Origin of the sequence: Actinosynnema sp. CA-299493, assembly GCF_050946825.1 — a bacterium.
Classification (GTDB): domain Bacteria; phylum Actinomycetota; class Actinomycetes; order Mycobacteriales; family Pseudonocardiaceae; genus Actinosynnema.
Genome location: NZ_CP191993.1, coordinates 5,240,929 through 5,254,634, shown reverse-complemented (window position 1 = coordinate 5,254,634; position 13,706 = coordinate 5,240,929). Strand labels below are relative to the sequence as shown.

General features: G+C 71.7%; 13 protein-coding genes and 1 pseudogene. 9 read left to right on the top strand and 5 right to left on the bottom strand.

The genetic code is table 11. From position 1 onward, the window contains the following. Window positions 1–387: 387 nt before the first annotated feature. Together ACQPYE_RS21865 and ACQPYE_RS21860 are read left to right on the top strand one after the other, a co-directional pair. Window positions 388–1,428 (top strand): zinc-binding dehydrogenase, encoded by a 1,041-nt coding sequence (locus ACQPYE_RS21865; RefSeq protein ID WP_498713955.1) that lies wholly within the window; start codon window positions 388–390, stop codon window positions 1,426–1,428. A gap of 75 nt (window positions 1,429–1,503) precedes the next feature. Beyond that, a pseudogene (locus tag ACQPYE_RS21860) lies at window positions 1,504–1,596 on the top strand (aldo/keto reductase); the annotation flags it as partial. Between the two features lie 163 nt (window positions 1,597–1,759). On the opposite strand, the gene ACQPYE_RS21855 reads toward ACQPYE_RS21860, so the two are convergent. Then, on the bottom strand, window positions 1,760–2,371 hold the full coding sequence (locus ACQPYE_RS21855; RefSeq protein WP_498713953.1) for a TetR/AcrR family transcriptional regulator: 612 nt from the start codon (window positions 2,369–2,371) through the stop codon (window positions 1,760–1,762). 92 nt (window positions 2,372–2,463) lie between these two features. Between ACQPYE_RS21855 and ACQPYE_RS21850 the strand changes: the two genes are divergently transcribed. Then, complete coding sequence (locus ACQPYE_RS21850; protein ID WP_498713951.1) at window positions 2,464–3,123, top strand: class I SAM-dependent methyltransferase; 660 nt, start codon at window positions 2,464–2,466, stop codon at window positions 3,121–3,123. Next, window positions 3,120–3,296, top strand: a complete 177-nt coding sequence (locus ACQPYE_RS21845; protein WP_498713949.1) for a hypothetical protein — start codon at window positions 3,120–3,122, stop codon at window positions 3,294–3,296. The genes ACQPYE_RS21850 and ACQPYE_RS21845 overlap by 4 nt, the downstream gene beginning before the upstream one ends. A gap of 288 nt (window positions 3,297–3,584) precedes the next feature. On the opposite strand, the gene ACQPYE_RS21840 is transcribed toward ACQPYE_RS21845, so the two are convergent. Continuing rightward, window positions 3,585–5,549 (bottom strand): heavy metal translocating P-type ATPase, encoded by a 1,965-nt coding sequence (locus tag ACQPYE_RS21840; protein ID WP_498713947.1) that lies wholly within the window; start codon window positions 5,547–5,549, stop codon window positions 3,585–3,587. A 90-nt stretch (window positions 5,550–5,639) separates the two neighbouring features. Here ACQPYE_RS21840 and ACQPYE_RS21835 point away from each other — a divergent pair, with 90 nt between their 5' ends. Continuing rightward, entirely contained in the window at window positions 5,640–6,017 is a 378-nt protein-coding gene (locus ACQPYE_RS21835) for an ArsR/SmtB family transcription factor (RefSeq protein ID WP_498713945.1), read from the top strand. Window positions 6,018–6,026: 9 nt separating this feature from the next. Here the strand turns inward: ACQPYE_RS21835 and ACQPYE_RS21830 are convergent, their stop codons facing one another. Then, window positions 6,027–7,367, bottom strand: a complete 1,341-nt coding sequence (locus tag ACQPYE_RS21830) for an MFS transporter (protein ID WP_498713943.1) — start codon at window positions 7,365–7,367, stop codon at window positions 6,027–6,029. 57 nt (window positions 7,368–7,424) lie between these two features. On the opposite strand from ACQPYE_RS21830, the gene ACQPYE_RS21825 reads away from it, so the two are divergent. Beyond that, window positions 7,425–7,781, top strand: a complete 357-nt coding sequence (locus tag ACQPYE_RS21825) for an ArsR/SmtB family transcription factor (RefSeq protein ID WP_498713941.1) — start codon at window positions 7,425–7,427, stop codon at window positions 7,779–7,781. A gap of 156 nt (window positions 7,782–7,937) precedes the next feature. Further along, window positions 7,938–8,477, top strand: a complete 540-nt coding sequence (locus ACQPYE_RS21820) for a DUF3105 domain-containing protein (RefSeq protein WP_498713939.1) — start codon at window positions 7,938–7,940, stop codon at window positions 8,475–8,477. Window positions 8,478–8,548: 71 nt separating this feature from the next. On the opposite strand, the gene ACQPYE_RS21815 is transcribed toward ACQPYE_RS21820, so the two are convergent. Further along, window positions 8,549–9,094 carry an EF-hand domain-containing protein gene (locus tag ACQPYE_RS21815; RefSeq protein ID WP_498713937.1) on the bottom strand — a complete coding sequence of 182 codons (546 nt, stop codon included), beginning with the start codon at window positions 9,092–9,094 and terminating at the stop codon, window positions 8,549–8,551. Window positions 9,095–9,460: 366 nt separating this feature from the next. After that, window positions 9,461–10,015, bottom strand: a complete 555-nt coding sequence (locus tag ACQPYE_RS21810; RefSeq protein ID WP_498713934.1) for an ATP-binding protein — start codon at window positions 10,013–10,015, stop codon at window positions 9,461–9,463. Window positions 10,016–11,283: 1,268 nt separating this feature from the next. Here ACQPYE_RS21810 and ACQPYE_RS21805 point away from each other — a divergent pair. Then, window positions 11,284–12,264 (top strand): anti-sigma factor RsbA family regulatory protein, encoded by a 981-nt coding sequence (locus ACQPYE_RS21805; protein ID WP_498713932.1) that lies wholly within the window; start codon window positions 11,284–11,286, stop codon window positions 12,262–12,264. A 63-nt stretch (window positions 12,265–12,327) separates the two neighbouring features. Then, window positions 12,328–13,617 carry a PP2C family protein-serine/threonine phosphatase gene (locus ACQPYE_RS21800; protein ID WP_498713931.1) on the top strand — a complete coding sequence of 430 codons (1,290 nt, stop codon included), beginning with the start codon at window positions 12,328–12,330 and terminating at the stop codon, window positions 13,615–13,617. Window positions 13,618–13,706 lie beyond the last annotated feature (89 nt).

Here is a 13,706-nt window from a genome sequence, read left to right as displayed (position 1 = left end):
CCGTGGGCGGGCCCTGCCGCCTCTTCACCAAGCCGCCCGCACCCCTCCGCGTCGGCGCTCACCGCGGAAGGAGTCACAGGGCCAGTTGCCAGCGTCCGGCGCAGGGCCGCGATCACGCCGCCGTCGATGAGCAGGTCGGTCCCGGTGATGAAGGCGGCGTCGGGTCCGAGGAGGAACCCCGCTGAGGGGTTCTGCCATTACCCGGAAAGGCAGGCCCTCCCGGGCACGCGTGCCGTGGAGTTTCATCGACCGTGACCAGGGTATGCGGATGAACACCGCTGACCAGCGGTGTTGACGCAGGTGGCCGGCGGTGTGGCGCTGCGGGCCGGTCATGGGCCGACGCCGATCACCCCGGCAACTCGAACGAACAAATGTTGAGAGGAATTCATGCGAGCCACATTCATGTACGGGGCCGGTGACGTGCGCGTGGAGGACGCGCCGGACCCGGTGCTGCGGCAGCCCACCGACGCGGTCGTGCGGGTCGTGCGGTCGTGCGTGTGCGGCAGCGACCTGCACCCCTACCACTCCATGCCCGCCTCCGCGCAGGGCACGCCGATGGGCCACGAGTTCCTCGGCGTCGTGGAGGACCTCGGTTCGGAGGTGACCGGGCTGCGGCGCGGCGACCTGGTGGTGTCGCCGTTCGCGTACTCGGACAACACGTGCGAGTTCTGCCGCGAGGGCCTGCACACCTCCTGCCGCAACGGCGGGTTCTGGGGCGCGCCCGACGTCGGCGGCGCGCAGGCCGAGGCCGTGCGCGTCCCGCAGGCGTCCGGCACGCTGGTCAAGCTCCCCGGTGTCGGCGAGGACTCACCGCTGCTGCCGTCGCTGCTGACCCTGTCCGACGTGTACGGCACCGGCTACCACGCCGCCAAGCAGGCACACGTCACCCCGCGCACCACCGTGACGGTGATCGGCGACGGCGCGGTCGGCCTGCTCGCCGTGCTCTCCGCCAAGCAGCTGGGCGCGCAGCGGATCATCCTCATGGGACGGCACAAGGACCGCACCGACCTGGGCCGCGAGTTCGGCGCCACCGACGTGGTGGCCGAGCGCGGCGAGGAGGGCATCGAGCGCGTCCGGGAGCTGACCGGCGGCGACGGCACGCACGCGGTGCTGGAGGCGGTCGGGCACATGAGCGCCTACGACATGGCTGTCGGCGTGGTCCGTCCCGGCGGCGTCATCAGCCGCGTCGGCGTGCCGCAGTACGAGGACGCCCCGGTCGGGTTCGGCAGCCTGTTCGGCCACAACATCACGCTGACCGGCGGTCCCGCCCCGGTGCGCGCCTACATCGACGAGCTGCTGCCCGCGGTGCTGGACGGCACCGTCGACCCGGGCAGGGTCTTCGACCTCACCGTCGACCTGGACCAGACCCCCGACGGCTACCGCGCCATGGACCGCCGCGAAGCCCTCAAGACCCTCATCCGCTTCTGACCTCAAAGGACGGTGACCGTGAAGCACGTCGAGCTGGGCGACCTGGAGGTCTCCCGCATCGGCCTGGGCGCGACGGATCACATCGACCTGTACTACCAGCACCGCGTGGATCCCGGCACGCCGATCGAGGACACCGGCGGCGTCATGGCGGAACTGGTGGCCGAGGGGCCGGAGTCCGAGTGGGGCGAGCACGTCACCGACCAGGAGTACCGCGCGCGGTGACGCGAACCCGGGCACACCGGACAACGCCAAGCGCGCCTTCGCCGAAGGTCGGGTGAGTCTCCGGCGTTCTTGGCGGTCGCGGTCGGTTGGCTTGTCGAGTGCAGCGCGTTCAGCGCCGATCCGCCGCGATCATGGACTCGAAGGTGTTCCGGGCGAGTCGTGCCTCGATGCCGGCGGGTGCGGTGGCGTGGCGGAAGCGCTGGGAGGCGACGAGGGAGAGCAGCCACCAGGCGGCGGCTCCGGTGTCGAGGTCGGGGCGCAGTTCGCCGTCGGCCTTGCCGCGGTCGAGCAGGGCGGTGATGGCGGTGGCGAAGCGGCGGGTGGAGTCGCGGGCGGCGGTTTCGACGGCGGGTTCGCCGGTGACGGCGGAGGCGTCGGCGAAGATCGCGCCGACCGCGCCGGCGCTGTGCACGTGTGCCAGGTGGTCGGGGTCGAGCATGGTGGCCAGCACGGCGGTGACGGGTGTGCTGCCGGTGGTCGTGCGGTCGAGGAGCCGGCAGACGTGGTCGGCGGCGTGGTGGACCACGGCGGCGAAGAGGGTGGCCTTGGTGCCGAAGTTCTGGAACACGACCGGTTCGCTGACGCCGACGCGGCGGGCGACCTCGGAGGCCTTGCCGCGCAGGTAGCCGTGCTCGGCGAACACCTCGGTGGCGGCGGCCAGGATCGAGGCGCGGCGGTCTTCGGCGCTCATGCGGGTGCGGCGGGCGGCGGGCTCGGTCACGGGCCGATCGTAGTGCCCCTTGCCCTTTAACTTAGTTGTCACTAAGTTAGCGACCGAGACAACTTAGTCACAACTAAGTAAGGGTGGGTCCGATGAAACCGGGGCAACTGCCGCACGGGCGTCCGAACGCCGACGCGCCGGGCGTGATCAGGCACGCCGTGGCCTATGAGCTGCTGTCGAAGGTGGTGTTCGCGGGCAGTCGTCGGCGGACGTTCGGGAGGTTGGTGGCACTGGCCGGGGTGCGGCCCGGTGATCGCGTGCTGGATCTGGGGTGCGGTCCGGGTTACCTGACCGCCTTGGCGGCGGAGGCGGCTGGCCCTGGCGGGAGCGCGGTGGGGGTGGACCCGTCCGGGCCGATGGTCGAGCAGGCCCGTCGGCTGCGGGGGAGTGGTTCGTGCTCGTTCGAGGTGGGTCGGGCCGAGGCGTTGACCGCCGCGGACGGCTCGTTCGACGTGGTGGTGTCGAGCCTGGCCGTGCACCACATCCCCGAAGACGTGCGGGCGACGGCGTTCGCCGAGGCGTTGCGGGTGCTGCGGCCGGGTGGTCGGGTGCTGTTGGCGGACTTCCGGCCGCCGCGGGGTCGCCTGGGCAGGCACCTGGTGGGTGCGACGGCGGGTGAGGCGATGCGGGACAACCCGGTCGGGCGGATCGCGCCGATGCTGGCCGAGGTCGGGTTCGCGGCGGTGGTGGAGGATCGGGTCGGCCCGTTCCTGCACTGCGTCGGCGCGGTGAAGCCGGGCGGGGACCGGTGAGCCGGCACGTGGGGCGGCTCGCGCTCGGGCTGCTGATCCTCGTCGGCTTGGCCGTCCACATCGGACTGGGCTACCGGGTCGGCCTGCTCGCCGCCGGCGTCGGGCTGCTCGGCCACGTCGCGCTCGCGGTGGGGGCGCGCAAGGCGTTGCGCCGCCGGCGGAGCGACGCGTGAGTCACGCGGGCCGGCGGGTGTGCAGGTCGTCGATGCGGTAGGTGTGCGCGTGCCTGGGCCGTCGACCAGGACCATCGACCCGGCGGCGGCCAGGTGCACCGCGAGCACCCCGCGCAGTGGGGGTGTGCGCGGGTAGACGCGAATACCGCGTGTCGTCGCGGCCAGGGTGTGTCCCGACTGCGGGCCGGCGCTGCGCGTGGTCGGCAGTGCGCCGCGAGCACCAGCAAGGCCGAGGCGGTGACCCGATCGAGGAAGATCCGATGAGGCGACCGGCCTCACGCCCTGCGGTCACCTGTCGCCGGCGGCTCGACGCCATGCGGCGTCGCGCAGCAGGCGGAGTCCGTTGAGGCCGACGATGACGGTCGAGCCTTCGTGTCCGAGGACGCCGAGGGGCAGTGGCAGGGTGCCGATCAGGTCCCACAGGACCAGGCCGGTGATGAAGGTGCCGGCGATGACGAGGTTCTGCGCCACCAGGCGGCGGGCGGCCCGGGAGAGCGCGATGACGGTGGGGACGGTGGCGAGTTCGTCGCGGACGATGACCGCGTCGGCGGTCTCCAACGCGAGGTCGGATCCGGCGCGGCCCATGGCGATGCCGGTGTGGGCGGCGGCCAGGGCGGGTGCGTCGTTGACGCCGTCACCGATCACGAGCACCTTCCGCCCGGCTTGCTGCTGGTCGTGCACCGCCGCGACCTTGTCCTGGGGCAGCAGTCCGGCGCGGACGTCGGTGATGCCCACCTCGGCGGCGAGGCGTGCGGCGGCGCGGTGGTTGTCGCCGGTCAGGAGCATCGCGGGTCGGCCGGTCAGCGTGGTGAGGGCGGTGACGGTCGAGGCCGCGTCGGGTCGCAGGCGGTCGGCGATGCCGAGCACGCCCACCGGCTTCCCGTCGCGCAGCACGAGAACCGCCGTGTGGCCTCCGTCCTCCAGTTCCGCGACGACCGCGTGGGCCGCGTCGTCGGGGCCGTCGAGCAGGCGGGCGGGTGTGCCGACGGTGATGGTGTGGCCGTCGACGGTCGCGGTGACGCCGACGCCGGAGGTGGAGTCGAAGGTCTGGACGTCGGGCACGGAGAGGCCGCGGGTGCGGGCGGCGTCGATGACGGCGTGGGCGAGGGGGTGTTCGCTGGGGCGTTCGGCTGCGGCGGTCAGGGTCAGCAGTGCGTTCTCGTCAAGGCCGGAGCCGTTGAGCGGGCGGATGTCGGTGACGCGGGGCGTGCCTTCGGTGAGGGTGCCGGTCTTGTCCAGCGCGACCGCGTCGACCTGCCCGAGGCGTTCCATCACCACGGCGGACTTCACCAGCACGCCGTGGCGTCCGGCGTTGGCGATGGCAGACAGCAGCGGCGGCATGGTGGCCAGCACCACCGCGCACGGCGAGGCGACGATCATGAACGTCATCGCGCGCAGCAGCGCGCCGGTCAGGTCGTCGCCGAAGCCGAGCGGGATCAGGAACACCGCGAGGGTGGCGACGACCATGCCGAGCGAGTAGCGCTGCTCCACCTTCTCGATGAACAGTTGGGTCGGGGCCTTGGTCGCGGACGCCTCCTCGACCATGGCCACGATCCGGGCGATCACCGAGTCGGACGCGTCGCGTTCGACCCGCACGCGCAGGACACCGGTGCCGTTCAGGGTGCCGGCGAACACCTCGTCGCCCGGCTCCTTGGCCACGGGCAGCGGTTCGCCGGTGATGGTGGCCTGGTCCACCTCGCCGGCCCCGTCCAGGACGAGACCGTCGGCGCCGACCCGCTCGCCGGGGCGGACCAGGATGACGTCGCCGACCGCGAGTCCCGCCGCGGGCACGGTCTGCTCGTTGCCGTCGTCGTCCACTCGGTTCGCGGTGTCCGGTGCCAGGTCGAGCAGCCCTCGGACCGCGTCCTGGGTGCGCGCGGTGGCCAGTGCCTCCAGGGCGCCGGAGGTGGCGAAGATGACGATCAGCAGCGCACCGTCCATCACCTGCCCGATCGCCGCCGCACCGAGGGCGGCGACGATCATCAGCAGGTCCACGTCCAGGGTCTTCTCGCGCAGGGCCCGCAACCCGGACCACGCCGGTTCCCAGCCGCCGGTGGCGTAGGCGATCGCGTACAGCGGACCCCACAGCCAGGCCGGGACGCCGGCGAGTTGCAGCGGCAGGGCGACCAGGAACGCGACCGTGGCCGCCGCCGCCCAGCGGGCTTCCGCGAGTGCGAACACGCGGGTCCGCCGCCTGGGGACGGCCGGTGTGCGCGCGACGGGCGCCGGGCGATCGGTGAGGGTGGCAGACATGGTGGCGGTGATCCTCCGCGTAGACGACTCCGCCACGATACAGGAACACATGAACAGGTCTTCATTCGTTCCTGAACGTAGGATGTGTTCATGGGTCATCGAGTCGTCCCCACCGGCGACAACGTCGTGCCGCGCACGCGGTTGGACGCGGCCGGTGCGGCGAAGGTGGCGACCACCCTCCAGGCCCTGGCCACACCGTCGCGGTTGTTGATCCTGTCCCGGCTTCGGGAAGGGGCGCTGCCGGCCACCGAGTTGGCCGCCGAGGTCGGCATGGAGCAGTCAGCCTGCTCGCACCAACTGCGCCTGCTGCGCAACCTCGGCCTGGTCGTGGGCGAGCGGCGCGGGCGTTCGGTGGTCTACGCGCTCTACGACCACCACGTCGCCGAACTGCTGGATCACGCCGTCTACCACGTCGAGCACCTGCGGCTCGGTCTCAGCGACACACGGCAGGACGGCGCTGCCGACTGACCTCCGGGTTCACGAGGGCCAGCGGGTGTGCAGGTCGTCGATGCGGTAGGTGTGCGCGTGCCTGGGTCGCCCGTCGACCAGGAGCGCGCCGTCCAGGTGGTCGTGGTCGGTGTCGAGCCCGTCGTGCTCGTGTTCGACCACCTCGGGGTCGCCGGCCGGCCACAGCCGGATCGCGACGGTGGCGGCTGCGGTCGCCACGACGCCGAGGACCAGCAGGGTGGCTGTCATCGAGGTGGTGGCGGCCAGCCATCCGGCCAGGGGGTAGCAGAGCAGCCAGCAGGCGTGGGAGAGGGCGAAGTCGGCGGCGAAGACGGCCGGGAGGTCGGCTCGGTGCGCTGATCGTCGCAGGAGGCGTCCGCCGGGGGTGAGCACGAGTGATCCGGCGGCGCCGATCGCGGCCCACAGCGCCAGCAGGGCGGGCCAGCGCAGGTCGTCGAGCAGCGCGGTGGCCGGTGCGGCGAGGAACAGCAGCGCGGCCAGCGTGACCGAGGCGCGGAGCATGACGGGGCGGTCGGGGTGGCGGTCCAGGACGCGGGGCAGGGCCAGCGCGGCGGCCAGGGAGCCGAGGCCGTAGGCGGCCAGGGCGACGGCGACGGCGGTCTCGTCGCGTCCGAGCAGGTCGCGGACGTAGGTGACGGTGTTGACCAGGACCATCGACCCGGCTGCGGCCACGGCCAGGTGTGCGGCGAGCAGGCCCTTCAGTCGGGGCGTGCGCAGGTAGACGCGGATACCGCGGGTAGTCGCGGCCAGGGTGCGTCCCGATGGGGGAGTGGCGCTGCTCGCGGTCGGCAGTGCCGCCGCGAGCACCAGCAGCGCGGAGGCGGCGAAGCCGATCGAGGTGCCCAGGAACAGGGAGTCGTAGCTGACGGCCAGCAGCACCACGGCGGCGAGCAGGGGGCTGAGCAGGCTTTCCAGGTCGTAGGCCAGGCGGGACAGGCTCAGGGCGCGGGTGTAGTCCCGGTCGTCGGTGAGGATGTCCGGGATGGTTGCCTGGAAGGTCGGCGTGAACGCGGCGGACGCGGCTTGCAGCAGGAAGATCAGCAGGTAGACCTGCCAGACCTGGTCGACCCACGGCAGGGTCACCGCGACCGCGGCGCGCACGAGGTCGAGGGAGACCAGCAGGGGTTTGCGGGGGAAACGCGCGGCCAGCGCGCCGGCGAGGGGGCCGATGCCGACGTAGGCGATCATCTTGATGGCGAACGCCGTGCCGAGCACCGCGCCCGCGTCGGGTCCGGCGAGGTCGTAGGCGAGCAGGCCGAGGGCGACGGTGGCCAGTCCGGTGCCGGTCAGGGCGAGGACCTGGGCGGTGAACAGGCGTCGGTACGTGCGGTTGGACAGTATGGCGAGCATCGCGTGGCACCTCCGTCGACTGGCGTTTCGCTGGACCGACTGACACCATACGTGCTCATGTATGCACGCGACGACGTTGCAACAACGCATGACTGGCAACAGCTACCTACTGGCGACCACGTCGAGGCGGCGGTGGACGGGTTCCGGATGCTGGCCGATCCGACCCGGTTGCGGATGATGTGGCTGCTCTGCGGCTCGGAGTACGACGTGACGACGTTGGCCGCGGCCGTGGGCATCGCACGACCCGCGGTGTCGCAGCACCTGGCGAAGCTGAAGCTGGCCGGCCTGGTCTCGCTGCGCCGTGACGGTCGCCGTGCGGTGTACCGGGTGCGCGGCGGTCACGTGCGACGGTTGTTGGGCGAGGCGATCGAGGCGGCCGACCACCAGGTGACCGGCCGCCCGGACCACGACTGACTTCGGGGGGCCGTGTGCGGACGAGCGCGTGCACGCCGTGGTGATCCGGCTCGCCGGAGCCCACGCGCGGCGCGGCCCACCGTCCGGCTCCTGGTAGAGATGCCTTCGTCTCGCCCATCGGGCGTGCCCTTCGACCCTGTCCAGGAGAGCTTCGCCATGTCCACACGTCGCACCGCGGCCGTGCTCGGCAAGCTCCTGGCCAGGTTCGTGACCTGGTCGGGCGCGCCCCGCGCCGCCGGCGTGCTGCTGGCCGTCGCCGGCCTGGTCACCGCCGCGGTGCTGCCCTTCGTGGCCACCCCGTCACCCGCCCAGGCGGACCGGGACGCGCTGGGCTCCTGCACCACCGGCCCGAACGAGGAGAGCTACCGCCTCGGCGACGGCGGACACCCGAGCAAGGACTTCTACGAGCCCACCGAGACCTATCCCGAACCGGACTTCGCCCACGTTCTGGGCGATGGCTACCTGCTCGTGCACTACCCGGCCACTCTGCCCGCCGACCAGGTGGACGCCTTGCGCGCTCACGTCACCGGCCCTGACGGCAACCGCGTCGTCGCCGGCGCGAGCCCCGGTCAGGCCCAGCGGATCAAGGCCGTGCACGCCTACCAGACCCTGAAGTGCGACCAGTTCGACCTGGACGCGCTCAAGGCGTTCGCCACGGCGTGGTTCGACGACCCGCGCTCCGAGCCCGTCGGCTGAGCCGCCGACCCCGGCGTCGGCGAGGGATCGGCGACCGTCACCGGACTCCGGCCGGTCGGGGTTGTCGGGGGTCAGTCGCCGCTGACCATGTGGGCGCCCTTGGCCGACTCGTCGGTCGCCGTGAACAGGCCTCGTACGTTTGTGGACAGTTCGGCCCAGTCCAGGCGGCCGTCGGCGTCGACGTCCATCGCCGCGAACGCGGCCTCGGCCACCGCCCGGTCCGGGATCCCGGCTCCCCGGTAGATCTTGGCGAACCCCTCCAGGTCGATGTAGCCGTCACCGTCGGCATCGGCCGCCTCGAAGTTGCCCCGTGACGCCCACTCCCACTTCTGCACCAGCACCTCGGTCGTCACCCGTCCCGAGGTGTGGGCCTCCCGGAACTCCGCTGCGCTCACCACGCCGTCCACGTCCAGGTCCGCGCCGCAGATGTAGTCCCAGATGCCCTCGTACCCCTCGACCAGTCGCCGGGCCTGCGACGAGTTCTCGTCGAGCCCGAACTCGCGCACCCCTCCTCGGCCCATCGACGTGAAGTCGTCCTTGCTGATCCGACCGTCGCCGTCCGTGTCGAGAATCGCGAAAACGCGATCGATGTTGTCGAGCAGCACCTGGTCCGGCATGGCGCACACCTCTTCCGTCGATGACCCGGGGATGGAACCCAGCCTAGCGACGGACCATCGGAAAGCGGATCGGGAAACGGGTCTGCCGCTGATCCGATGTGGTCTTCCTTGGAATCTTGACAACGACCCTGAGTAGCGTGCACCGCATAAATCCGGCAGGTCACCGGGCATCGGTACGCCATCTCGGTTACCGATGGCGGATCGGTCGGAACCGTGAGGAAGTGCGTAGTGCAACCCGCGCTTGACCGCCCACGGCTCTGCACTGCCGTCGTCGGCGGCGGGGCTGCCGGCCATGTCGAGGCGTGGTCGAATGTCGATGATGTACCCGTGTTGGGCGTGGTCGGTTTATTTTCGGGATATCGGGGTTCATGGCCGGAACGTGTCCCGGGAATAGTCCACCGGTCTATCGGGCCCCGGCTCTGCGGGCAGTCCTCGCGGGGCCTCGGCGGTGCTCTCGTCGATCAGCTCGGCCCACACGGTCTTGCCCGCCGGGTGAATGTCGACACCCCATCGGCGGGCCAACCCGCTGACGAGGAGCAGGCCGGATCCGCACGTCCCGCCCCACCGCGAAGCCCGTGGGACGGGCGCCTCGCGGCACGCGTCCTCGACCTCGACCCGCACCACCGACGAGGGCGTCGACTCCCAGACCCTGATCCCGACCGGGGACCGTCCGTGGTCGTGGGCGTTGGCCGTCAGTTCCGCGAGGACCAACCAGGCCTTCTCCGCGTGGTCTTCGCCTACCCGGTACAACGCCGCCCGCACCCACTGGCGCAGCTCTTGGTCCGGCATCGGTGACGTCGGCAGGTCCACGCTCAACACGAGCCGGCCGCGGTCACTCCCACGGCCGTCGTCCTGCACTCCGGAGTCGACCCGCTCGACCGCGCTCATGGCCTCGACGTACCCGAGGACCCCGGTTTCCACACCGACGCGGTGGCGTGCCGGAGATGCCCGGGCGGCACGGGCGCTGCTTGCTCAACGTTCCGTGCCGCCCGGGCCCGGACCGCTGGAAGCGGCCCTACCGCCGCGCGATCGCTCGTTGCGGCACTACGCCAGTTACCCGGGCCGCGCGGACGTACACCGCGGAGGCGCGGCTTCGTGCGGTCACCGCCGCTCGCCGGTCACCGGTCCACGCCACCTCGCCGCTCGGATGTCGCCCGGAGCATCGCCGCAGGTAGGCACACCTGGGCCACCTGTTCGAGGAAATCTGTGATCGCTGGGGTAGACATTCGCACGCCGGTGTGTGTAGTGTTCTCCTTGTCGAACAGAAGAGAACGTCCTATCGGCGCGGGAGATGACGAACTACCCGCGAGTTGGGAGCAGTGCGGCCTCGCCGGCCGGGACCGGTAGTGGAAGGTTCTGCGGGCGAAGCCGAAAGCAGTCGGCACAAGTAGTACCGGGAGCACAACCGCAATACGCTCGACAGCAGTTCGCACGGCCCGGGGTCCGACTGTCGGCAGTGGTAGCAGCATCGGTCAGGCGCGCTGGAGCCGATCAGTGGAAGGGGTTCCGGCACGGTGGCCGCAGGCGGTCGGTGAAGTGAGCCGGAGTGAGTGAGCCGGAGTGCTCGAAGAGTCCGGCGTCGACCGTCGAGGCAGTACGAGCAAGGCGACGGGCTAGGCAAGGAACGACAGAGAAGGGAAGGGTTGCACGCCATCGGATCGCCTGCCGCGGAGTGAAGTCGTCCGGGCGGGTACCGCACTCCAGATCGATTGGATGGTGGTTTCCGGTCACGTACATGCGATCCCCGCGTCATCCGGAGTTCGTGCGGGTGGCGTGGACATGACAAGCCGGTCCCAGGACCGGTTGGTGGAAGTCAACCCGTAACCCCAGGGGCCCGGCGCCGACATGGCGCCGGGCCCCTCTTCGCGCCGGGCATCTGATCTTTGCGCTGGTCGGCACCCTCGACGTCCCGAAGTCCGCGTTGGCGCAAGGCACACCGGAACACCGCGTTCGACCCCCGGCGCCGTCCGGCTATGCTGGCCCGGACGTAGAGGAGTGGGCATTCGCGCAGGTCGCGTGCGTGCACTCGAACACCCACTCCGTGGTGACGGTCCCTGTCCGCGCACAGCGGCCGACCGGACGCCCGTCCTAGGCGGAGAGGTGGACATGTCCACCAGCAAGCCGTTCGCTCCGACTTCGGACCGAGCTGATGATCCGCGACTCCGTGACGGGCACGGGGAACCGGTCACATGACCACCCTGGAAGCGCCGTCGTCGGCGGGCTTCACCCACCCGGCGTTCTTCTACGCCTCCGACGAGGAGTACGTGGAGACCCTCGTGCCCTTCGTCCTCGACGGCCTGGCCGCCGGACAGCCCGTCGCCGTGGCGGTGCCCGGGGCGCGGATGAGGCTGCTGCGGGACGCTCTGGGCGACGCGGCTGCCCACGTGCGGATGCTCGACATGCGGGTCGCGGGCCGCAACCCCGGCCGGATCATCCCCGCTGTGCTGCGCCGGTTCGCCGACACCCACGTCAGCGGCCACGTGCGCATCGTCGGCGAGCCGATCTGGGCCGACCGCACCGACGCGGAGTACCCCGCGTGCGCCCAGCACGAGGCGCTGATCAACCTGGCGTTCGCCGGACGCGACGCCACCATCCTCTGCCCGTACGACACCTCGTCCCTCGACCCGCACGTCCTGGACGACGCCCTGCTCACCCATCCCGCGGTGTGGCACGGCGCCCACCGCGGCGCCAGCGATCGGTACGACCCCGATGCCATCGTCGGCCGGTACAACCGACCGTTCGACGTGGCACCCCGCACCGCGGGCTTTCCCGTCACCGCCACCGCGGACATCCGCGGCGCCCGCGGGTTCGCCGTCGCGCGGGCCCAGCGGCTGGGGTTGGCCGCCGAGCGGGTCGCCGACCTCGAGCTGATCGCCACCGAACTGGTCACCAACGGCCTCCGGCACACCGGGGCCGGCTGCCTGCTGCGGATCTGGCACGACAACGGCCACGTGGTCTGCGCGGTCGAGGACAGCGGACACCTGGCAGATCCCCTCGCGGGCCGCCGCCCTCCCGCGCCGGGGCAGGCTGGCGGTCGTGGGCTGCTCCTGGTCAACCAGCTCGCCGATCTGGTCCGCACGCACACCAGCCCTCACGGCACGACCGTGTACGCCTTCCTGAACCTGGTCGCCGCGGGCCGGGACACCGGTGACGGCTCAGGGCGGGCTTGAGGCGCGAACCGGTCGGGGCAGAGCGGTGATCCTGCGGCGGACGGCCTCGTCGTGCTCGGGCACGTGGGTGGTGTGGTTGGGTGGAGCCCCGAGTGGTCGGAGGTCGCCGTGGACGGTGGCGTGGTGGGAACCGGTGACGTGCTGGCGGCGGCGGAGAGCGCGCCGCCGGGGGAGTCGGTCGAGGTCGTGGCCCGTGACCTGGCGAAGCGGTTCGGGGCCTTCGACGTGTCGTACCTGCTGACCGACCTCGTCGACGAGCAGTTGGTGCGGCTGACCTCGACCTCGTTGGACCCGGACGGGCGCGACGCGGAGCGCGTCGACCTGCGGGGCAGCGCCTACGAAGAGGTGCTGCGCACCCAGCGGCCTTGGCAGGAGCAGGAACAGGAGGACGGCGACGGGGTGCGGGTCGTGCTGCCGGTGACCAACCGCGGCGACTGCGTCGGTGTGCTGGAGGTGACCGTGCCCAGCCTCGACGAGGACGTGTTGGCGCAGCTGGGAGAAGCCGCGCACGCGCTGGCCTACGTCATCCTCACCGACCGCCGCTTCACCGACCTCTACCACACCGGTCGCCGCACCACGACGATGAGCCTGGCCGCGGAGATCCAGCACCAGCTGCTGCCCTCGGCGTCGTGCTGCGAGGCGGGTCAGTTCACCGTCGCCGGCGCCCTGGTTCCCGCCGACGACATCGGTGGCGACACTTACGACTACACCCTGGACCGCGAGACCCTGCACCTGTCGATGACCGATGCCGTCGGTCACGACGTGGCCTCGGCGCTGACCGCGACCCTGTTGGTCGGCGCGCTGCGCGGGGCGCGTCGGGCCGGTCGGGACCTGGCCGGGCAAGCGCGGCAGGCCAACCAGGCGATGCTGGACCACGGCGGCGGCTCGCTGGCGACCGGGTTGCTGCTGCGCGTGGACCTGATCAGCGGAGCAGGCGAGCTGGTCAACGCCGGCCACCCCGCACCGCTGCTGCTGCGCGACGGCGTGGCGGAGCAGGTCGAGCTGGAGGTCGACCTGCTGTTCGGCGTCGCCCAGCACGAGTACCGGGTGCAGCGGTTGGACCTGCGGCCCGGCGACCGGCTGGTGCTGGTCACCGACGGCATCTTCGAACGCGACGCCGCCGACGTCGACCTGCCCGCGTTGCTGCGCGACACCGAGGGGCTGCACCCCCGGGAGGTGGTGCGGGCGGTGACCAGGGCGGTGCGGCACGCGTGCGGCGACCACCTCCAGGACGACGCCACCGTGCTCTGCCTGGACTGGCACGGCATCGGCCGCACCGAACGCCGGGCCGACAACGGCGCCGACATCGACACCGCCTCACCCGCGCGGGACGACCGGAGCGAGTCGGCCTGAAGCGAGTCGGCCGGAGCGGTTGGCCCGCGCCTCCGGACCCCGATTCCTGATGCCCGCCGTCCCGTGTGGACCGGTTCCGCTGCCTGAAG